The sequence below is a fragment of the Rhodoferax sp. genome (genome assembly GCF_028715765.1).
Classification (GTDB): Bacteria; Pseudomonadota; Gammaproteobacteria; order Burkholderiales; family Burkholderiaceae_C; genus Rhodoferax.
This window is the reverse complement of record NZ_JAQURE010000005.1, coordinates 71,852-92,321: the sequence shown is the minus strand read 5'-3', so window position 1 is coordinate 92,321 and position 20,470 is coordinate 71,852. Positions and strand designations below refer to the sequence as shown.

General features: G+C 58.0%; 25 protein-coding genes. 21 read left to right on the top strand and 4 right to left on the bottom strand.

Features of this window, described 5'->3' with window-relative positions:
* Positions 1-3 precede the first annotated feature (3 nt).
* From fabG to nagZ, 19 genes are all read left to right on the top strand, one after another.
* On the top strand, positions 4-750 hold the full coding sequence (gene fabG / locus PHT20_RS03410) for a 3-oxoacyl-ACP reductase FabG (RefSeq protein WP_301019428.1): 747 nt from the start codon (positions 4-6) through the stop codon (positions 748-750).
* Positions 751-859: 109 nt separating this feature from the next.
* The gene (acpP, locus tag PHT20_RS03405; RefSeq protein WP_300087285.1) at positions 860-1,099 is read left to right on the top strand and encodes an acyl carrier protein; all 240 of its coding nucleotides are present in this window, start codon (positions 860-862) and stop codon (positions 1,097-1,099) included.
* 148 nt (positions 1,100-1,247) lie between these two features.
* Positions 1,248-2,495, top strand: coding sequence for a beta-ketoacyl-ACP synthase II (gene fabF, locus PHT20_RS03400; RefSeq protein ID WP_301019427.1), 1,248 nt, complete (start codon positions 1,248-1,250; stop codon positions 2,493-2,495).
* A gap of 69 nt (positions 2,496-2,564) precedes the next feature.
* The gene (locus tag PHT20_RS03395; protein ID WP_301019426.1) at positions 2,565-3,041 is read left to right on the top strand and encodes a hypothetical protein; all 477 of its coding nucleotides are present in this window, start codon (positions 2,565-2,567) and stop codon (positions 3,039-3,041) included.
* Positions 3,038-3,679: an RNA polymerase sigma factor RpoE gene (rpoE, locus tag PHT20_RS03390; RefSeq protein ID WP_301019425.1), complete on the top strand. Its 642-nt coding sequence runs from the start codon at positions 3,038-3,040 to the stop codon at positions 3,677-3,679. The genes PHT20_RS03395 and rpoE overlap by 4 nt, the downstream gene beginning before the upstream one ends.
* Before the next feature lie 98 nt (positions 3,680-3,777).
* Positions 3,778-4,407 (top strand): sigma-E factor negative regulatory protein, encoded by a 630-nt coding sequence (locus tag PHT20_RS03385; RefSeq protein ID WP_301019424.1) that lies wholly within the window; start codon positions 3,778-3,780, stop codon positions 4,405-4,407.
* Entirely contained in the window at positions 4,407-5,441 is a 1,035-nt protein-coding gene (locus tag PHT20_RS03380; RefSeq protein ID WP_301019423.1) for a MucB/RseB C-terminal domain-containing protein, read from the top strand. The genes PHT20_RS03385 and PHT20_RS03380 overlap by 1 nt, the downstream gene beginning before the upstream one ends.
* Before the next feature lie 44 nt (positions 5,442-5,485).
* Entirely contained in the window at positions 5,486-6,976 is a 1,491-nt protein-coding gene (locus tag PHT20_RS03375; protein WP_301019422.1) for a DegQ family serine endoprotease, read from the top strand.
* Between the two features lie 122 nt (positions 6,977-7,098).
* Positions 7,099-8,910, top strand: a complete 1,812-nt coding sequence (gene lepA / locus PHT20_RS03370) for a translation elongation factor 4 (RefSeq protein ID WP_301019421.1) — start codon at positions 7,099-7,101, stop codon at positions 8,908-8,910.
* A complete protein-coding gene (gene lepB / locus PHT20_RS03365) occupies positions 8,910-9,875 on the top strand; it encodes a signal peptidase I (protein WP_301019453.1) in 966 nt (321 codons plus the stop codon). The genes lepA and lepB overlap by 1 nt, the downstream gene beginning before the upstream one ends.
* An 18-nt stretch (positions 9,876-9,893) precedes the next feature.
* The gene (locus tag PHT20_RS03360) at positions 9,894-10,247 is read left to right on the top strand and encodes a DUF4845 domain-containing protein (RefSeq protein ID WP_301019420.1); all 354 of its coding nucleotides are present in this window, start codon (positions 9,894-9,896) and stop codon (positions 10,245-10,247) included.
* A gap of 12 nt (positions 10,248-10,259) precedes the next feature.
* Positions 10,260-10,946, top strand: coding sequence for a ribonuclease III (gene rnc, locus PHT20_RS03355; RefSeq protein WP_301019419.1), 687 nt, complete (start codon positions 10,260-10,262; stop codon positions 10,944-10,946).
* A gap of 80 nt (positions 10,947-11,026) precedes the next feature.
* On the top strand, positions 11,027-11,974 hold the full coding sequence (era, locus tag PHT20_RS03350) for a GTPase Era (protein WP_301019452.1): 948 nt from the start codon (positions 11,027-11,029) through the stop codon (positions 11,972-11,974).
* Positions 11,975-12,712: 738 nt separating this feature from the next.
* Positions 12,713-12,841: a type II toxin-antitoxin system RelE/ParE family toxin gene (locus PHT20_RS03345; protein ID WP_301019418.1), complete on the top strand. Its 129-nt coding sequence runs from the start codon at positions 12,713-12,715 to the stop codon at positions 12,839-12,841.
* Positions 12,842-12,853: 12 nt separating this feature from the next.
* Positions 12,854-13,186 carry a transcriptional regulator gene (locus PHT20_RS03340; protein ID WP_300087847.1) on the top strand — a complete coding sequence of 111 codons (333 nt, stop codon included), beginning with the start codon at positions 12,854-12,856 and terminating at the stop codon, positions 13,184-13,186.
* Between the two features lie 121 nt (positions 13,187-13,307).
* Positions 13,308-14,057: a DNA repair protein RecO gene (gene recO, locus PHT20_RS03335; RefSeq protein WP_301019417.1), complete on the top strand. Its 750-nt coding sequence runs from the start codon at positions 13,308-13,310 to the stop codon at positions 14,055-14,057.
* 60 nt (positions 14,058-14,117) lie between these two features.
* Positions 14,118-14,912, top strand: a complete 795-nt coding sequence (locus tag PHT20_RS03330; protein WP_300087851.1) for a pyridoxine 5'-phosphate synthase — start codon at positions 14,118-14,120, stop codon at positions 14,910-14,912.
* A 14-nt stretch (positions 14,913-14,926) separates the two neighbouring features.
* Entirely contained in the window at positions 14,927-15,334 is a 408-nt protein-coding gene (gene acpS / locus PHT20_RS03325; RefSeq protein WP_300087852.1) for a holo-ACP synthase, read from the top strand.
* Positions 15,335-15,379: 45 nt separating this feature from the next.
* Positions 15,380-16,498, top strand: a complete 1,119-nt coding sequence (gene nagZ / locus PHT20_RS03320) for a beta-N-acetylhexosaminidase (protein WP_301019416.1) — start codon at positions 15,380-15,382, stop codon at positions 16,496-16,498.
* A gap of 14 nt (positions 16,499-16,512) precedes the next feature.
* On the opposite strand, the gene PHT20_RS03315 is transcribed toward nagZ, so the two are convergent.
* The gene (locus PHT20_RS03315; protein ID WP_300087858.1) at positions 16,513-16,740 is read right to left on the bottom strand and encodes a hypothetical protein; all 228 of its coding nucleotides are present in this window, start codon (positions 16,738-16,740) and stop codon (positions 16,513-16,515) included.
* A 102-nt stretch (positions 16,741-16,842) separates the two neighbouring features.
* Here PHT20_RS03315 and PHT20_RS03310 point away from each other — a divergent pair, with 102 nt between their 5' ends.
* A complete protein-coding gene (locus tag PHT20_RS03310; RefSeq protein ID WP_300087860.1) occupies positions 16,843-17,205 on the top strand; it encodes a translation initiation factor Sui1 in 363 nt (120 codons plus the stop codon).
* 8 nt (positions 17,206-17,213) lie between these two features.
* Positions 17,214-17,429 (top strand): DUF3820 family protein, encoded by a 216-nt coding sequence (locus tag PHT20_RS03305; RefSeq protein WP_300087861.1) that lies wholly within the window; start codon positions 17,214-17,216, stop codon positions 17,427-17,429.
* A 2-nt stretch (positions 17,430-17,431) separates the two neighbouring features.
* Here the strand turns inward: PHT20_RS03305 and PHT20_RS03300 are convergent, their stop codons facing one another.
* From PHT20_RS03300 to PHT20_RS03290, 3 genes are all read right to left on the bottom strand, one after another.
* Positions 17,432-18,496 carry an NAD(P)/FAD-dependent oxidoreductase gene (locus tag PHT20_RS03300; protein ID WP_301019415.1) on the bottom strand — a complete coding sequence of 355 codons (1,065 nt, stop codon included), beginning with the start codon at positions 18,494-18,496 and terminating at the stop codon, positions 17,432-17,434.
* A gap of 93 nt (positions 18,497-18,589) precedes the next feature.
* Positions 18,590-18,919, bottom strand: coding sequence for a ferredoxin FdxA (gene fdxA, locus PHT20_RS03295; protein ID WP_301019414.1), 330 nt, complete (start codon positions 18,917-18,919; stop codon positions 18,590-18,592).
* Positions 18,920-19,030: 111 nt separating this feature from the next.
* A complete protein-coding gene (locus tag PHT20_RS03290) occupies positions 19,031-20,419 on the bottom strand; it encodes a GTP-binding protein (protein WP_301019413.1) in 1,389 nt (462 codons plus the stop codon).
* Positions 20,420-20,470: the final 51 nt, after the last annotated feature.

Sequence of the window (20,470 nt, the reverse complement as noted above, 5' to 3'; positions counted from 1 at the left end):
CCTATGAGTGAGATCAAATTTGAAGGCCAAGTGGCTCTGGTCACCGGTGCCACCCGTGGCATTGGTGCAGCCATCGCCCTTGAGTTGGCCAAGCGGGGCGTGAAAGTGATTGGCACAGCAACCACCGCAGAGGGTGCGGCCAAGGTGTCGCAGACCCTGTCTGCCTACCCGGGCTGCAGCGGGCAAGTGCTCAACGTCACCGATCCGGCGGGTGTGGAAGCACTGGTGGATACCATTGTCAAAGCGCAGGGCGGCCTGCACATTTTGGTCAACAACGCCGGCATCACGCGTGACAACCTGGCCATGCGCATGAAGGATGATGAGTGGGACGCGGTGCTTGACACCAACCTCAAAGCCGTTTTTCGCATGAGTCGCGCGGTCATGCGCACCATGATGAAACAGCGTTATGGCCGCATCATCAGCATCACCTCGGTGGTGGGTGCCTCAGGTAACCCTGGGCAAGCCAATTACGCTGCGGCCAAGGCGGGTGTGGCTGGCATGACCCGCGCTCTGGCGCGTGAGCTGGGTTCGCGCAACATCACGGTCAACTGCGTGGCTCCTGGCTTCATTGAAACCGACATGACGGCCGAGTTGCCCGAGGCTCAACAAAAAGCCTTGTTGGCTCAAATTCCGCTGGGGCATTTGGGCAAGCCCGCCGACATAGCCCATGCCGTGGCGTATTTGGCCTCACCCCAAGCGGCGTACGTGACGGGGCAAGAGTTGCATGTGAATGGCGGTATGTACATGTAAGCGGCATCGCTTATAAACAAGTGTTTTTTCAAGTTGGTGGTCGGTTTGAAAACTGATTTTCAAGCCCGGCTAAAATCATTAATCTTTTTACAACCCTCAGAGGGAATCCATGAGCGATATCGAAGCACGCGTTAAAAAAATCATTGCCGAACAACTCGGTGTTGAAGAATCTCAAGTCACCAACGAAAAAGCCTTTGTGGCTGATTTGGGTGCCGACTCGTTGGACACGGTTGAATTGGTGATGGCACTCGAAGACGAATTTGGCATTGAAATCCCTGACGAAGATGCTGAAAAAATCACCACCGTGCAAAACGCCGTGGATTACGCCAACACCCACAAAAAAGCATAAATCGGCTCTCGGCAGCGCTTGGTGTGCTGCCCAAGTCAGTCCAAAAAGGTGCGTTGCGCTTGAATTTTTGACTGACTTCTTCCCAATTTCTGCCTGGCCTTATCCAAGACTAGGCTTGTTTCACACAAACCACTGACTGTTGATCCTTATGTCCCGTCGTCGTGTTGTTGTCACCGGTTTGGGTTGTGTCAGTCCCGTGGGTCACACGGTCGATACCACCTGGGCCAATTTGCTGGCTGGTCAATCGGGCGTGGGCCTGATCACCAAATTTGATGCCTCCACTTTCAATTGCAAAGTGGCCGGTGAGGTCAAGGGCTTTGACATTGAAGCCTACATGAGCGCCAAAGAAGCGCGCGCCATGGACACCTTCATTCACTACGGTGTGGCGGCTGCTGCGCAAGCCGTGGCAGATGCCGGTTTGCCTACGGGCAACGACCTCAGCGATGAAATGGCCTGCCGCATTGCATGCGTCATTGGCTCTGGCATTGGTGGTTTGCCCATGATCGAAAACGTGCATGGTGAGTATGCTGCGCGTGGTGCCCGCCGCATATCGCCTTTCTTTGTGCCCTCGACCATCATCAACATGATTGCCGGACATGTGTCGATTCGGTTTGGCTTCAAAGGCCCCAACCTGGCCATCGTCACCGCGTGCACCACGGGTTTGCACTGCATAGGCCAAGCCGGTCGCATGATCGAGTACGGCGATGCAGATGTGGTGGTGGCTGGCGGTGCAGAAGCCGCGATTTCACCCTTGGGTGTGGGTGGCTTCGCCGCCATGCGCGCCTTGAGCACCCGCAACGATGACCCCGCCACAGCTTCTCGCCCCTGGGACAAAGACCGTGATGGATTTGTGCTGGGTGAAGGCTCCGGCGTCATGGTGCTCGAAGAGTACGAGCACGCTAAAGCCCGTGGCGCCAAGATTTATGCTGAATTGGCAGGTTTTGGTATGAGTGCCGATGCCGGTCACATGACAGCCCCCAACATGGACGGCCCGCGCCGTGCCATTGTCAGCGCCTTGAAAAACGCTGGCATGAATGCTGATCAAGTGGATTACGTCAATGCTCACGGCACCTCCACCCCACTGGGCGACATCAATGAATCCAGCGCCATCAAGGCCGCGTTGGGTGACCATGCCAAACACGTGGTGGTGAATTCCACCAAGTCCATGACCGGCCATTTGTTGGGCGGCGCGGGTGGCTTGGAATCTGTGGTGACCGTGTTGGCACTGCACCATCAAAAAAGCCCACCCACCATCAACATCTTCAACCAAGACCCTGAGTGCGATCTGGATTACTGCGCCAACACCGCGCGTGACATGAAGATAGATGTCGCCATCAAAAACAATTTTGGCTTTGGTGGGACCAATGGGTCACTGGTTTTCAAGCGTGCGCCTTGAGCTTGCACGCATCGACCCTGCAGCTTCACACCCGCCTTTGTAAAGACCCCATCATGGGTCTGATGTGCCATGCATAACGCCCCAACGGTGACTTATCCGGTGGGGCGTTCTTCGTTTCAGGCCTGGAGTCTGGGGCTGCTGATGGGGCTTGAGGTGTTGACTTTGGTTGCTTGGGGCGCGTCCGTGGACACGTTGCAGTGGTGGCAAGGCGTGGTCTGGGCTGGTTTGGTCATCACTGCCTTGGTTTTGCTGCAGTCTTGGTGGCGCACACCCGTCAGCCAATTGGCTTGGGATGGCACGGCATGGCATTTGACAGCTGCACAAAACGCTTGGGCAGTACAGCCACAACTGATTTTTGACCTGCAAACTGTCATGCTGGTGCAATTGAATGGATCATGTCCGGCCTGGGGGCGATGGTTGTGGTTGGAGCGTGCCTTTGCGCCTAACTTTTGGTTGGCGCTGCGCCGCGCCCTACACAACCCGCGCCAGCCCGTCACGCAAGCGTTGGTTGCGCCTGATGAACCACACCCTGGCACCCCTCCATGAGCATCGAGCCAACCGGTGGGGTGCTTCCTCCACCCACAGACAATCCAGACGCGTTGCTGGTAGCCCGCACGGTTGCGGGCGATCAAGCAGCCTTTGAGTTGTTGGTCATCAAGTACCAGCAGCGCGTGCAGCGCTTGATCGGGCGCATGGTACGTGATGTGGATTTGGTCGAAGACATTGCGCAAGAAACGTTCATTCGTGCTTACCGCGCCATTCACCAATTTCGTGGCGATGCGCAGTTTTATACCTGGCTCTACCGCATTGCGGTCAACACCGCTAAGAAATTTTTGCTTGAGCTCAAACATGAGCCCACCATATCGCAGTCTGCGTTGCATTCAGTGGATGAAGAAGATGAAACTTTTTTCAACAGAATCGAACAAAGTACCAGCGAGACACCTGAATCCCTGCTGGCCGCCAAAGAAATCGCCCAAGTTGTGAATCAGGTGCTTGAATCATTGCCAGCAGATTTAAAGCAGGCGCTGACATTGCGCGAGATTGATGGCTTGAGTTACGAAGAAATTGCCGAGCTGATGGCATGTCCCATGGGCACGGTGCGGTCCCGTATTTTCAGGGCACGTGAAGCTGTCTCAGCCCAAGTCAAGCCTTTGCTGGACAAACAAACTGGTAAGCGCTGGTAGTTGCACGGGGCAATGGGTTTGGTTATTGGTTGCAAAGCGCAGTGAGTCGGGTGGTGAACATGTTTGATTTGAACTGAAAGTGACGCAAGGTGAAGGCATTGACGCAAAACGCAGAACACATTTCAGCCCTGGTGGACGGTCAACTCCCAGACCAGGCGCTGGCGCTCACCTTGGCCGAGTTGGCCACCAGTGCATCGGCGCGTGAGCGCTGGGATACCTACCACCTGGTGGGCGACGTGATGCGATCTGCGCACACACCGGTGCGTGCCCATGACCCAGCCTTTGTCATGAAACTGCGTCAGCGCTTGGCTCAAGAAGAAATAAAAATCATAGCTTTTGACGCAACACCCATAAGCGCTACAGTCCAAAAATATGCTTCAAAACAGGCAGCCAACGAGCCCCAGTGGCGGCGTGTGGTGGGGTTCGCCTCGGTGGCTTTGGCTGCCGTGTTGACCTGGCAACTGGTGCCTTGGCAGAGCTCAACCGGCGCTGCACCGCAACTGGCGCAACGTGGTCAGAGTGACTTGCCGGTTGCATCTGCCCAGCAGGTACTCATTCGCAGCGATGGCTCCTCAGCCTTGGCGCTCAATGCCGAGCCGCAAGTCATGCTACGAGACCCGCAATTGGATGCCTTGCTGGCTGCGCACCGGCAGCTCGCAGGCACCAGTGCGCTGCAAACATCGGCCGGGTTTTTGCACCAAGCCACCTTTGTTGGAAGCGCGCGCTGATGCGCTGGCGACATCTGTGTGGGCTGCTGCTGGTGTGGCTGCATGCGCAGGCACTGGCGCAGCCGCTTGGTTTGGTGGCTTCCAGTTTGCCCGGTGTGGCCCACCCTCAAGCGCCAATGAATCACACCAAGCCAGTCATCCAATGGTTACAGCACCTGCATTGGGCCACCCAGCAGCATGCCTATGTGGGCACTTTTGAGGTGACATCTGGCGCAGACACGTCACAAGCACGCATTTGGCATGTGGCTCAAGGTGGGCAACACATTGAACGGGTCGAGGTTTTGACGGGTGTGCCGCGTACCATTTTTCGGCGCAACGACGATGTCATGACCTATTTGCCCAATGACCGGGTGGTGATTGCAGAAAAGCGAGCGGCGTTGGGGCTGTTTCCCAATCTACCCAGTCGCGCGGACTTAGCCATTGCCCAGCATTACCAACTGACGCGCTGGGGGCATGAGTCTGTGGCGGGGGTCAAAGCCGATGTGGTGCAACTGGAGCCCCGCGATGCCTGGCGTTTTGCCTACCGGGTATGGACTGAGCAAGCGACTGGCCTGGTGTTGAAGCTGCAAACCCTGGATGCGCAACAACAGGTGTTGGAGCAATCGGTTTTTTTGCAATGGGAACGTGCCCAGCCTCTGAATTGGGACAAGCTCAATGCCATGATGAACCACACCGAAGGTTTTTTAGTCAAACAAAAGGAACTAATCAGCACCACCGCGGACAAAGAAGGCTGGCAATTGAAGTTTTCAGTGCCAGGCTTTCAAACCCTCAGCTGTCACAAGCGGCTTGAGCAAGTCAAAGGTGTCAAAAACCCGCCTTTGCAATGTGTGGTGAGTGACGGTTTGGCCTCTGTGTCTTTGTTCATGGAGCCATTTGATGCAACGCGTCACACCAAATATGTCCATGAACGCATGGCTTGGGGCGCCACACACATGCAATCGCGTCATGTGGGAAATTGGTGGCTGACAGCGGTGGGCGAGGTGCCGCCTGCCACTTTGGAACTGCTGGTTCAAGGCCTTGAAAGAAAAAATTAAGTCCCTATCTCTTCGTCTGTTTTTTTGTTTCTGAAAGGTCTGTAATGACGCTGTTGAATTTGAAAAACTTGTGTTCGTGTGCCATGAGTGGTGTGCTTTGGGTCACTGCGGCCAGCACGGTGTTGCCGGTCTCGTCGGCAATGGCGCAGGTGCGCGCGCTGCCTGACTTTACCGACCTGGTCGACCAGGTCGGCCCCTCGGTGGTGAACATCCGCACCATGGAAAAAGCCGCCAACAACCCTGCCCAAGGGGGCGGGCTAGACCCCAATATGTTGGAATTTTTCAGGCGCTTTGGCTTGCCTATTCCCAACATGCCCAATGGCCCCGGTGGTCAGCGTCAAGCCCCGCCCGGACATGGCCAGCAGCAGCCTGAAGATGCGCAGCCGCGTGGCGTGGGTTCAGGCTTCATCTTGACCGCAGACGGCATGATCATGACCAACGCCCATGTGGTTGACGGTGCTGATGAGGTGCTAGTCACGTTGCCAGACAAGCGTGAGTTCAAAGCCAAAATCATTGGTGCTGACAAACGCAGTGACGTGGCGGTGGTCAAGATTGAAGCTACCGGTCTGCCCGCCGTCAAGGTGGGGGATGTCAGCCGACTCAAAGTGGGCGAGTGGGTGATGGCCATTGGCTCCCCATTTGGCCTTGAAAACACCGTGACCGCCGGCATTGTGAGCGCCAAACAGCGCGACACCGGTGACTACCTGCCGTTCATTCAGACGGACGTGGCCATCAACCCCGGCAACTCAGGCGGCCCGCTCATCAACATGCGCGGTGAAGTGGTGGGCATCAACAGCCAAATCTATTCCCGCTCAGGTGGGTCAATGGGTATTTCGTTTTCCATTCCCATGGATGAGGCGGTGCGTGTGAGTGAGCAACTGCGTGCCACAGGCCGGGTAACGCGCGGGCGCATTGGTGTGCAAATTGACCAAGTTTCCAAAGACGTGGCTGAATCGCTGGGCTTGGGCAAGCCCCATGGCGCCTTGGTGCGTGGCGTTGAAAGGGGTGCGCCTGCAGACAAAGCGGGGGTGGAGGCTGGTGACATCATCGTCAAATTTGATGGCAAGCCGGTTGAAAAATCAAGCGACCTGCCGCGCATGGTGGGCGCCACCAAACCGGGCACCAAAAGCACGCTGACGGTGTTTCGACGTGGCAGCAACAAAGACCTGACGGTGGTGATTGCCGAAATTGAACCAGAGAAACCCGTGGCCAAAGCGGAAGACAAACCCAGTAAATCGCAAGAAGCCAACCAAGCGCAAGCGCAAGCCTTGGGCTTGATGGTCAGTGATTTGTCGGATGCGGCTAAAAAGCAGCTTGGCATCAAGGGCGGTGTGCAGGTAGACGCCGCAGCAGATGTGGCAGCCAGAGCTGGCTTGCGTGAAGGCGATGTGATTTTGTCTGTGGCCAACGTGACAGTGGGCAGTGTCAACGAACTGGAGTCGATCTTGGCGCGGCTCAAAAGTGTCAAAGCCATCAATGTGTTGTTCCGCCGTGGTGAATGGGCGCAGTACACGGTGATTCGGCCAAACCGTTGAACTTGCCTACAATACAACCCCCAGTCTAGCCTGGGTTAAACCTGCAGGCACAGGGCGCGTCTCATCCGACCGCGCCCTTTTTTCTATTTGTGTCTTCTCACTCACCTTTTGCACGCTCCCTGATGAATCACATCCGAAATTTTTCGATCATTGCCCACATTGACCACGGCAAGTCAACCCTGGCTGACCGCTTGATCCAGCGCTGTGGTGGTCTGCAAGAGCGCGAAATGCAAGCCCAGGTGCTGGACTCGATGGACATCGAAAAAGAGCGTGGCATCACCATCAAAGCCCAGACTGCGGCTTTGCACTACAAAGCCAAAGACGGCAAGGTTTACAACCTGAATTTGATCGACACCCCGGGCCATGTCGACTTTTCTTATGAAGTCAGCCGCTCTTTGTCGGCCTGCGAGGGAGCGTTGTTGGTGGTGGATGCCAGCCAAGGCGTGGAAGCACAAACTGTGGCCAACTGTTACACCGCGCTTGACTTGGGCGTGGAGGTGGTGCCGGTGCTCAACAAAATGGATTTGCCCAACGCCGATCCCGACAACGCCCGCAGCGAAATTGAAGACGTGATTGGCATTGATGCCTCTGACGCCATTGCCTGTTCGGCCAAAAGTGGCATGGGTGTGGACGACATTCTGGAAGCTGTGGTGGCACGCATCCCCGCCCCCAAGGGCAACCCCAATGGCCCCCTGCGCGCCATGATCATTGACAGCTGGTTTGACAGTTATGTCGGTGTGGTGATGCTGGTGCGTGTGGTCGATGGCCGCCTGGCCAAAGGTGAGCGCATCAAGATGATGGCCACAGACACCACCTACAACGCCGATAACCTGGGGGTCTTTACCCCCGCCAATTCGCCCCGCCAGTCGTTGGAAGCGGGCGAGGTGGGCTACATCATTGCCGGTATCCGCGAACTCCAAGCCGCCAAAGTGGGTGACACCATCACCCTCATCAAACCTGGCACCGGTGGTGCGGCGTTGACCGCCACCGAGCCATTGCCAGGGTTCAAGGAAATCCAACCGCAGGTGTTTGCCGGGCTTTACCCGACCGAAGCCAACCAATACGAAGGCCTGCGCGACAGTCTGGAAAAACTCAAACTGAACGATGCCTCGCTGCACTACGAGCCTGAAGTGTCGCAAGCGCTGGGTTTTGGTTTTAGATGCGGCTTTCTGGGCTTGCTGCACATGGAAATTGTGCAAGAACGTCTGGAGCGCGAGTTTGACCAAGACCTCATCACCACCGCCCCCAGCGTGGTCTACCAAGTGGTACAGGCTGACGGCACCGTCAAGATGGTTGAGAACCCATCCAAAATGCCAGACCAGGGTCGGTTGGAAGAAATTCGCGAGCCCATCGTCACCGTGCACCTGTACATGCCGCAAGAGTACGTGGGGCCGGTCATGACCCTGTGCAACCTCAAGCGTGGTGTGCAAATGAACATGGCCTACAAAGGCCGCCAGGTGGTGCTGACCTATGACCTGCCGCTGGGCGAAATTGTGATGGACTTTTTTGACAAGCTCAAAAGTGTCTCGCGCGGTTACGCCTCCATGGACTACGAATTCAAAGAGTACCGCACCTCAGACGTGGTCAAGGTCGACATTTTGCTCAATGGTGAAAAAGTCGACGCCCTGTCGATCATCGTGCACCGCTCGCAGTCGGTGTTTCGTGGTCGCGCCGTGGTTTCCAAAATGCGCGAAGTCATCTCACGCCAGATGTACGACGTGGCCATTCAAGCCGCCATTGGCTCGAATGTGATTGCGCGCGAATCCATCAAGGCACTGCGCAAAAACGTCATTGCCAAATGCTATGGCGGTGACATCTCACGCAAACGCAAACTCCTTGAGAAACAAAAAGAAGGTAAAAAACGCATGAAGCAAATTGGTTCGGTCGAGGTTCCCCAAGAGGCATTCCTGGCTATTTTGAAGGTGGACGCATGATGCAAGCTGTCACAGGTGTCATCTTGGCGGCCTTTGCCGCTTATGTGGGGGCGTGGTATTTCGGCGCGCTGGAAGGTAACTTTGCTCTGCTGCTGTTTTTGGCCACGCTGGTCACCGGCCTCTATTGGCTGGCCGAGCGTTTTTACTTTTTGCCACAGCGCCAAAAGGCTGCTGCCGAGCTAGAGGCAAATGCACTACAGCGCCAGGAAGATTTGGCCAAATTGGGCATTGCCAAGGTCGACAGCGATGTCTCTGAAGCCCAGCGCAAAATCCTCGCCCAACCCTGGTGGCTGGATTGGACGGCCGGCTTGTTCCCGGTGATCATTGGCGTGTTCATCTTGCGCTCGTTTTTGTTCGAGCCGTTCAAAATCCCCTCAGGCTCGATGATTCCCACCTTGTGGGTGGGCGACCTGATTTTGGTGAACAAATTTCACTATGGCCTGCGCCTGCCGGTGCTCAACACCAAGGTGACTGAAGGCACGCCACCGCAGCGCGGCGACGTCATGGTGTTTCGCTACCCACCCAAACCCAGCTTGGACTACATCAAACGCGTGGTCGGTGTGCCGGGTGACGAAGTGGCTTACCTCAACAAGCGCTTGACCATCAATGGCAAACCGCTCACCACCAACGCATTGCCTGAGTTTTTTGACGAAGACACCATGCGCTACTTTCCGCAGTTTGAAGAGCAGTTGGCCGACCAACCCCACCGCCTGCTCAACGACCCAGCGCGCCCAGCCTACATTCCAGGCGCGGACGACTTTGCGTTCAAGGACAACTGCACCTACAGCATTGAGGGCGTGGTCTGCAAAGTGCCAGAAGGCCACTACTTCATGATGGGCGACAACCGCGACAATTCGCTGGATTCGCGCTACTGGGGTTTTGTGCCTGACAAAAACATTGTTGGCAAAGCCTTTTTTGTCTGGATGAATTTCGGCAACCTCAAACGCATTGGTTCTTTCAACTGACCCCCAAGGAGCAGCAACATGACTCAAGTTCAAACGCTTCGTCAGCGCGGCATGTCTTTCATCAGCTTGCTGTTTGTGGCCGCAGTGCTGGCCGCCACGGGTGTGGTGGTGGCGCAAGCCGTGCCCACGGTGATTGAATACCAGGCCGTTCTCAAAGCGGCCACCAAAGCCAGTGCGGGTACCACCGTGCCAGAAGTGCGATCCATCTTTGACAAGGCTGCCAGCATCGACAACATCGCATCCATCAGCGGCAAAGACCTGGAAGTGACCAAAGTCAATGACAAAGTGGTCGTCAACTTTGCCTACCAGCGCGAAATCCATTTGGCTGGCCCGGCTTACCTGACGTTGAAATACGTTGGCAGTTCACGCTAACCCGAGGTCTGATTGAAGCAAGCTTTAGTGGCGCTGCAAAAGCGCTTGCAACACACCTTTGCCAACCCCGCCTTGCTGGTGCAGGCGCTCACGCATCGCAGTTTCAGCGCCGACCACAACGAGCGCCTGGAGTTTTTGGGCGACTCGGTGCTGGGCATGGTGGTGGCCGACATGCTTTACCGCCAGCTGCAAAGCCTGCCTGAAGGCGATTTGTCTCGTGTGCGGGCTAATCTGGTCAAACAAGACACCTTGCACCGGTTGTCGGTTTCTTTGGGCTTGCCCGCCGTGCTGCGCTTGGGCGAAGGTGAAATGCGCTCAGGTGGGCAAAAGCGCCCGTCCATCTTGGCCGATGTGCTGGAGGCGGTGATCGGCGCTGTGTACCTGGATGCCGGTTTTGCCGCCGCCCAAGCCCTGGTGCAGCGCTTGTACAAAGAGGTTGAAATCAACCCCGACATGCAAGCCATCGGCAAAGACCCCAAAACCGCCCTGCAAGAATGGCTGCAAGCGCGCCGCATGAACGTGCCCAGCTACCGCGTGGTGGCCACCCTGGGTGCCGCCCACCAACAAACCTTTGACGTGGAATGCACTGTGGCTGAACTCCATCTGACTGAGCGCGGCACAGGCGGCACGCGCCGCGCCGGCGAGCAGGCCGCAGCCACCACCATGCTGCACACACTTCAAACCCGGGAAAAACCATGAACTCATCAAAAAAAATAGCTACTCAGGCAGAATCCACGGGCGCTGCAGTGCAAAATAACCTGGAAGAATTGTTGGTCGGCATGCACCGCAACATGCGCCCAGCCGGTGCCGCAGAGGCGCCTGTGGCAGGTCAACACTGCGGCTTGATTGCCATTGTGGGCAAGCCCAACGTGGGCAAGTCCACGTTGCTCAACGCCCTGGTGGGGCAAAAAATCAGCATCACCTCGCGCAAAGCGCAAACCACGCGCCACCGCATCACCGGCATGCACACCGTGGGCGCCAACCAATTTGTGTTTGTTGACACCCCCGGTTTTCAAACCATCCACGGCAATGCGCTCAACAAATCGCTCAACAAAACCGTGCAAGGCGCGGTCACAGACGTTGACCTGATCTTGTTTGTGGTCGAGGCGGGCAGCTTCACCCCGGCCGACGCTCGTGTGCTGGCCTTGCTGGGCAAGTCCATCCCTACCTTGTTGATTGCCAACAAGCTTGACAACGTGCACCGCCGTGGCGACATTGCGCCCTGGCTGCAAACCATGCAAGACAAGCACGCCTTTGCCGAATTTGTGCCCATGTCAGCCAAAAACGCCAAAGACATTGAGCGACTGCTGGATATTTGTGCCAAGTATTTGCCCGAGCAAGCCTGGTGGTACGCCGCAGATGAGCTGACCGACCGCAGCGAACGCTTCATGGCCGCCGAGATGGTGCGTGAAAAACTGTTTCGCCTCACTGGTGACGAGTTGCCCTACACCTCGACCGTCATCATTGACAAGTTTGACGAAGAACCACCCCAGAAAAAAGGCCAAAAACGCCTGCTACGCATTGCCGCCACCATTGTGGTCGAGCGCGACGGCCACAAAGCCATGGTGATTGGTGACAAAGGCGAGCGTATCAAGCGCATTGGCATGGAAACCCGGGTAGAGCTAGAAAAATTGCTGGACTGCAAGGTGTTCATTGAGATGTGGGTCAAGGTGCGCTCCGGCTGGGCCGATGATGAGGCACGTGTGCGGTCGTTTGGCTACGAGTGAGTTGCAAGCCCAGGAAATTTCAATTCTTGATTTGGCGGATTCAAGTCTGAAGAGCACAAAAAGCAGGTCGCTCACTATGAAGAAATACAAGCAGGATTGGGTAGGCGGTATCACACGGAATTTCTGAATGTCTTGGCTTTTGTTTGTGCAGCGCCTGACCGACCACGCATTGTTCTTGCGCCAGACATTCGGCGCGCCATGTTCAAAGTTTTTCACTTTGACCTCATTTACCGCGAAGTCGATGGGTTGGTTCAAATGCTAGCCATTGCCTATCATCGCCGTCAGCCAGGCTATTGGGTGGCTCGGCTTTAACTGCTTGCCACTGTCTGGAAAGTAGGCTGTCAGCAACTGGGCTTTGCAGACTGAATCAGGTCATTGCCCTGTGTTGAAACTGTGTTCATCAACTCTTTCATCACTTGCCTTTCACGTTGACTTCGCCACCAAACGCAATGGTGTAGTAGTCAAATTGGCATTCAATTTGCTATTTTATTTATAGCTAATAGCGCATGCATATAAAGCGCTACAGGCTGATTGTTCACTCCATTCCTGAATCCACATGAACGTTTTGATAATTTTTGATAAATGTTGATAATTCACAATAATTTCAGCAGAAGCCAGCATGTCCCAAACACCCGAACCTACCCCAGATCAGTTCTTTCACCGCCCTGTGTAGGTGTCTGAAAGTGATTTTGATCGATAGCCTCATTTCTATAGCAATAAGTGCTACAGTTTGATCTTATGGCAGTACCGAAACGCGTTTTCAAGACCAAGACCTTTGACCGTTGGGCAAAGAAATTACTGGCTGACGACGTATTGTGCCGGGCTGCACGTGAGATAGAGCAATGCTTGTTTGAGGCAGACTTTTAAAGGAGATATGCCATGCCCAAAAAAACCAGTGAAGAAGCGCGCATGCTTCAGGAACTGCTGGATACAGCGGCAGACATGAGCAGCTACGGTGTCATGTCTAAAACAGACATGGCGCGCATTCGGGCGCTTTGCGAAGTGCCGCCGACCTACACACCAGAGCGCGTGATGGCCATCCGCACAACGATTGTGAAAGCCAGCCAAGCGGTTTTCGCAACGATGCTCAATGTGAGCGTGTCAACCGTGCAAAAGTGGGAGTCGCCCGCTGCCAACAAGCGCCCCAGCGGCACCTCGGCAAAGTTATTGCAAATGGTGGAGGCCAAAGGCGTCGAGGCACTTTTGGTTTAGCTGCTCGCGCTCGCAATGCGTTGAGCCAAGGCCATCTGCGACGGGCTATCCAACCCGCGCAAGGTGCCGGTTTCTGGGGTGGCTGGCCGAGCAGGAATGACCACGCCACTAAACTCCAAGCATGGCCACTTCTCGCATCTCAAATGAACCCGCTTTTGTGCTGCACCGCCACGACTGGAGCGAGACCAGTCTGATTTTGGAGGTCTTCACCCGCAACCATGGTCGCATGGCCTTGGTGGCCAAAGGCGTGAAGCGACCCAGCTCCAGTTTTCGCCCCATCTTGTTGCCGCTGCAGCCCTTGCACCTGGCATTTGGCGGCGATGCGGAAATCAAAACCCTCAAAGCGGCCGAATGGCAAGGCGGCCACGTCATGCCCACGGGCGACGCGCTGATGTCGGGCCTGTACCTCAACGAGCTGCTGTTGCACCTGCTGGCGCGCGAAGACCCGCACCCGCTGCTGTTTGAGGTCTATGCCAGTGTGGTGCAAATCATTGCCAGCGAGCACGGTGAGGTGCTGGAGTCCGCCCTGCGTGCTTTTGAGCTGCTGCTGCTGCGCGAAATTGGCCTGCTGCCGCTGCTCGACGCCCAAACCCTGACCCTGATGGCCTTGCATCCGCAAGAGCGTTACAGCCTGGTGCCTGAAGGCGGCCTGCGCCAGGCCAGCGCTGCAGACCGTGCCAGCCTCAGTGGTGCGCAGTGGGCGGCATTGCAGCAAGTGCTGGACGAACACGTGCCCTTTACCAGCGTGCTGCGCACCTGCGCTGAAGTGGCCACCGCGCTCAAGCCACAATTGCGCACGCTGCTCAATTACCATTGCGGCGTCACCACCTTGCGCACCCGGCAAATGATGGTTGATTTGCAAAATTTATAGCACTCGCGCCATGTCGCCCGTGCGCTGGTTGTGCCTTATCTGTTGAAAGGATTCAGTCCCATGAGCTTCATCACCACCGCCCTGTCGGTCAACCTCAATAAAGTGGCGCTGGTGCGCAACACCCGTCACCTGGGCATTCCCAGCGTCACGCGGGCCGCCACGCTGTGTTTGCAAGCGGGTGCCCACGGCATCACGGTGCACCCGCGCCCGGACGAGCGCCACATTCGCGCCAGCGACGTGCCCGAGCTGGCCACGCTGCTGCAGGCCTGGCCGGGGCGCGAATTCAACATTGAAGGCAACCCGTTTCACAACTTGATGGACGTGGTCGGCCAGCTGGTGGCCGCCAAGCTACCGGTGCACCAGGTGACCTTTGTGCCCGACGCGGAAGGCCAATTCACCAGCGACCACGGCTGGCGTTTGCCAGAAGATGCCGCCGCCCTCAAACCCTTGATCGACCAAGCCCACGCCTGGGGGCTGCGCGTGAGCCTGTTCATGGACGCTGAAACCGACCCCATGGCGGCCGCCAAAGCACTCGGCGCAGACCGGGTGGAGCTCTACACCGAGCCCTATGCCGCGGCCTGGGGCACTGCCGCGCAAACCGAGCAACTGGCGCGCTTTGCCGCTGCCGCCCAAGCCGCGCTGGCGGCGGGCTTGCAAGTGAATGCCGGGCACGACCTGAACCTGGACAACCTCACCGCCTTCATTGCCCATATGCCCCAGGTCAGCGAAGTCTCCATTGGCCACGCCTTGATCGCCGATGCGCTGGAGCAAGGCTACAGCGCCACCGTGCACAACTACCTGCGTTGTCTGACCGTGGGGCAGCAGCTGGCGCAAGGCTCGGTGGCTGTGGGTTGAATAAGTAAGCGCCCATGATCTACGGCATTGGCACCGACATTTGCGACATCCGGCGCATCGCGCACAGCGTGGCGCGCTATGGTGAGCGCTTTGCTGAAAAAATTCTCAGCCCGGGCGAGCTGGCCACCTGGCACGCCCGCAGCCAGCGCTGGCCTGAGCGCGGCGTGCGTTTTCTTGCCACGCGCTTCAGTGCCAAAGAGGCCTTCAGCAAAGCCATTGGGCTGGGCATGCGCATGCCCATGACCTGGCGCGCCTGCGAAATTGCCAAACTGCCCAGCGGCCAGCCCAGCATCGTGCTGCACGGCGAGCTGAAAACCTGGTTTGAGGCCAAAGGCTTGCGCGCCCACGTGAGCCTGAGTGACGAGAGCGACTACGCCAGCAGCTTTTGCGTGGTCGAGACTTTAGATAAAAATGGGCTATAGAGCTTATAAAATAAGTGTAAACAGCTATTTAAAAGAGAGCAAATCATGCATTTTCATGCCCCCCTCATCATCGACATTGCCGGCACCCGCTTGCGCAAGGTAGACAAAAAGCGCCTCAGCCACCCCCTGGTGGGCGGGCTGATTTTGTTTGCCCGCAACTTCACCGACCGCGCCCAACTCACCAAGCTCTGCCGACGGATCAAAAAAGTGCGCTCTGACCTGCTGATTGCCGTAGACCACGAAGGCGGCCGCGTGCAGCGTTTCAAGACCGATGGCTTCACCCACTTGCCGCCCATGCGCGCCTTGGGGCAGCTCTGGCTGCAAGACGGCGCTGCGGGCGAAGGCAGTGGCGCCATGCGCGCCACCCGTGCCGCCACCGCCTGCGGCTACGTGCTGGGCGCCGAGCTGCGCGCGTGTGGGGTTGATCTCAGCTTTACCCCGGTGCTGGACCTTGATTACCCGGCCGAACTGCCCGCCAAAGGGGGGGTGGCCAGCTCCAAAAGCAGTGTGATTGGCGACCGCGCTTTTGCCGCAGACCCACGGGTGGTCACGCTGCTGGCCAAAAGCCTGATGCACGGCCTGCAACTCAGCGGCATGGCCAACTGTGGCAAGCATTTTCCGGGACATGGCGCTGTGGCGGCAGACTCGCATACCGATGTGCCGGTTGACCCACGCCCCTTGAAAACCATTTTGGCAGCCGACGCCCAGCCTTACAGCTGGCTCGGGCAGGCGTTGACCAGCGTCATGCCCGCGCACGTGATCTACCCCAAGGTGGATGCGCGCCCGGCGGGTTTTTCTGCCAAGTGGCTGGGGGCGGTGTTGCGCGGGCAACTGGGCTTTACCGGGGCGGTGTTCAGCGACGATTTGTCCATGGCTGGTGCGCGCATGCTGGACGGCCAGCCGGTCAGCCCCACCGAGGCCGCGGTGGCCGCTCTCAACGCCGGCTGCGACATGGTGCTGCTGTGCAACCAGTCGCTTGATGACGGCAGCGAGCTTGATGCCCTGATTGACGGCCTGACCGAAGCGCAACTCAAAGGCCAGTGGCTGGCGTCAGAGGCCAGCGAAGCCCGCCGCCGCGCCTTGCTGCCCGCCGCCCCAGCCACCGATTGGGACACGCTGATGGTGCAGCCCGCCTACATGCAGGCATTAGATGACATGCCTTGAGCCAGGCTTGTGGCTCAGGGCGCGCGGTGCAGCCGGGGTGCCGACAGGGCGGCCACCATGTCGCGGGTGGCGTCGTCCACATTCGGGTGGGCTTTGAGCAGGTTGGCGGCGGTCAGCAGTTTGCGCAGGTCTTGCAAATCGCGCACTGTGGGAGCCACCTTGATCTGCGCAATGGCTGCCGTGCTGTTGCCACCTCGGATCAAAGCCAGCACTTTGCTGGCCCAAACGGTTTGACGTGACATGCTTTTCCTTTGTTCAAAAATTTTCAGGTATTTTGGCATACAGCGCCCATCAAATAAGCGCAAACAGCTATTAAAAATAGAGCATTTCAGAGACCCTAGCGCATGAAATCTAAACTTCTCAGCAGCGGCTTGGTGTACAGCACCGACCTTGGCCGCATCTGCCCTGATTGTCGCCAGCCCAGCAGTGCCTGCACCTGCCGCCAGGCCAAGCCCGCTGCGGTGGGCGATGGTGTGGTGCGGGTCTGGCGCGAGACCAAAGGCCGCGCCGGCAAAGGGGTCACGCTGGTCAAAGGCCTGGCGCTGGATGCGGCTGCGCTTGCCACGTTGGGCAAGCAACTCAAAACCGCCTGTGGCTCGGGCGGCACGGTGAAAGATGGCGCGATCGAAGTGCAAGGCGACCACTGCGAGCGCGTGCTGGCGCTGCTGGCCACGCAAGGCATTCATGCCAAGCGCGCTGGCGGCTAGGTATAACCATGAACCCTGAAGACTTGCAACGCCTGGTCACGCTGGCCATGCCCTTTGGCAAACACAAAGGCCGTTTGATTGCCGACTTGCCGGGCGACTATTTGCGTTGGTTTGTGCGTGAAGGCGTGCCCAAAGGCGAGTTGGGGCGCTTGATTGCCCTGATGCACGAGATTGACCACAACGGCCTGAGCGACCTGCTCAAGCCCTTGCGCGCGCCGAAATAAATTCAGCAGCGCGCTGGCGTGCCAGCCACGCCCAGCCGTTGCTGCAGCAGCGCGCTGCTGGTGGTGTATTGCAGCACGCCCGAGGCGTCAGGGCACAGGGTTTGGGCGGCGGCAAACACCGCCAGCGTGGCTTCGTGAAAACCGCACACGATGAGTTTTTTCTTGCCGGGGTAGGTGATGACGTCGCCCACGGCGTAAATGCCGGGCGCGCTGGTGGCAAAGGTTTCGGTGCTCACGCGCAGTTGCTTGCGCGCCATGTCCAAGCCCCAATCGGCCATCGGGCCCAGCTTGGGGCTGACGCCCTGGCACACCACCAAGGTGTCGAGTGGCACGGCCACGGTGTGGTCTTCGGGCGTGGTCAGCTGCACCTGTTGCAAGCGCTCAGCAGACGCGCTCAAGCCTGTGAGCTGGCCGGTCAGGAACTTGATTTTTCCGGCGGCACGCAGTGTGTTGAACTGCGCCAGTGTCGCGGGCGGGGCTTGCAGCACGTCGCGGCGGTGCACCAGCGTCACACTCTGCGCGCCGCCTTGCGCCAGCGCCACGGCGCTGGCCACAGCTTCGTCTTCGCCGCCCACCACCAGCACCCGTTGCCCCTGCGTGGCTGGTGCTGGTGCTTGGCGGTAAAACAGCTGGCTGCCCAACCACGTGGCCAACCCTTCAAGCTTGAGTTCTTTGGGCACAAACGCACCAACCCCCGCCGCAATGAAGACCGTGCGCGCCATGAAATGTGCTGCCGGGGCGATGCCGCTGGCCGTGCTGACCAGCCAGCGCCCATCGGCTTGCAGCGCCAGGCTGCTGACTTGGCGGTTGAAGTGAAAGTGGGGCTTGAAGGGTGCCACCTGCGCCAGCAAGCGCTGCGCCAGTTCGCGCCCGCTGCAGCGTGGGATGCCAGGGATGTCAAAAATGGGTTTGTCGGGGTAGAGCTCAATGCACTGGCCACCAGCTTGTGGCAACACGTCCACCACCTGCGCCGCCACGCCTTGCAGCCCGAGCTGAAACACCGTGTACAAGCCCACTGGGCCTGCGCCAATGACCAGGGCGTCAGTCTGTATAGGGGCAGTGTTCATGGGGCAGACTCCAGGCGCTCATGGGGCGCAAAAAAACCTGGGTTGCCGCACAAGGTAGGTACGGCAAGCGCCAGGTTGGATGTTGTATGTCAATCAGCGGATCAGCTCAGAGAGCTTGCCGGTTTTGTCTTTCCACTCTTCAGCTTCGGGCAGCGGGGCTTTGCGCTTGGTGATGCTTTTCCAGGTAGGCAGCTTGGCCAACTCGGCATTGAGCTTGGTCATGTGGCGCTGGTTTTTTGGTACATCTTCTTCGGCATAAATGGCGTTCACCGGGCACTCTGGGATGCAGACTGCGCAGTCAATGCATTCATCGGGGTCGATGGTCAAAAAGTTGGGGCCTTCGCGGAAACAGTCCACCGGGCAAACATCGACACAGTCGGTGTACTTGCATTTGATACAGGCTTCGGTGACGGTATGGGTCATGGTGATGTCTCTTAGGTTAGGTGCAAAAAGGTGATTTTAAAGGCTCTGGTCAACAACCCTACAGCATAGCCAGATGCCTCTAAAAAGGCCTTGATTTGCGTCAACGGTGGTTCACTGTGCGCCTGCGTGGATCATCACCGCACCGGCGGTACGGTGGCTGGCGGTGTCTACCAGCACCAGCGCGCCTTGCACCCGTGACTGGGCAAACGGCAGCGCGGCAATGCCGTCTTGCAGCAGCAGCTCAATGTGGCCAATGCTGTTGGCGGGCAGGGTGTCGGCGGTTTCTTCGGCCAGGGTGTTGATGTCGAGCCGGTGCACCACGCGTTTGACCCGCGCTTTGACCCAGCGGTGGCCGTGTAGCGCCCAGTAGACCCGTCCGGCCACCAGCGGTTCGTCGTCCATCCAGGCCACCGTGGCGCTGATTTCGCGGCTGGCGGCCAGGCTGCTGGGGCTGGGTGTGTCGCTGAAGTCATCATCAGAAACAGGAGCGCTTGGTGCAAGTGGGTCAAGGGCTAGCAGCCAATCGCCCCGAGATACATCGACTTCTCTGTCAAGGATGATCCCCGCGCTGTGTCCGGCTGGTACCGTGCCTGGCAGGCGCGTGGTGTTGAGCACTTGCGCCACGGTAGCGGTTTGGCCACTGGGCAGCACTTTGATGCGTTGCCCGACCTGGGCCACGCCAGCAGCCACGCGCCCCCAGAAGATGCGCCGCCCTTGGGTGGTGTCGCTGCTGGATGAAAATTTTTCCACCCATTGCACCGGAAAACCCAGTGGTAGCGCGGTGTCTGCCGGAGTCACTGGCAAGTTTTCCAAAATGTCGAGCAGGCTCGGACCCGTATAGCCGCACCAGTTCGCCACGGACTCGACCACGTTGTGGCCTTTGAGCGCAGAAATGGGCACGATGGCGGCCACTTCAATGCCTGCGGCTTGGGCAAACTGTGTGAGTGCGCCTTCGATGTGGGCAAACGCGGTGCTGGCATCCTCGCCCAGGGCGTCGAGCTTGTTGACGGCAAACACGATGCTGGGCACGCGCAGCAGGTGGCACAGCAGGCTGTGGCGGCGGGTTTGCGGCAGCAGGCTCAAAGTCGGGTCTTGCCATTGCAGTTTGGTGGCATCGACCAGCACCACAGCGGCATCTGCGCTGCTGGCGGCGGTGACCATGTTGCGGGTGTATTGCTCGTGGCCGGGGGCGTCGCCAATGATGAATTTGCGCTCGGCGGTGTTGAAGTAGCGGTAGGCCACGTCGATGGTGATGCCTTGTTCGCGTTCGGCGCTGAGGCCGTCAGTGAACTGGGCCAGATCAGCTTCGCCGCTTTTGGAGACGTTGGCCAGCTGGTCTTGCAGCACGCTGCGGCTGTCGATGAGCAGGCGGCCGATGAGGGTGCTCTTGCCGTCGTCCACGCTACCGCAGGTGATGAATTTGAGTGCAGATTTTGTGTCAAATTGGCTTGTAGCGCTTGTGGTTGTTGCGTGACTAGCTATGGTTTCTGTGGTGCTCATGGTGTTTGGCCTGGTGTTTGGTTTGACTTTGAATGTCTTGTGTTTTTGGTG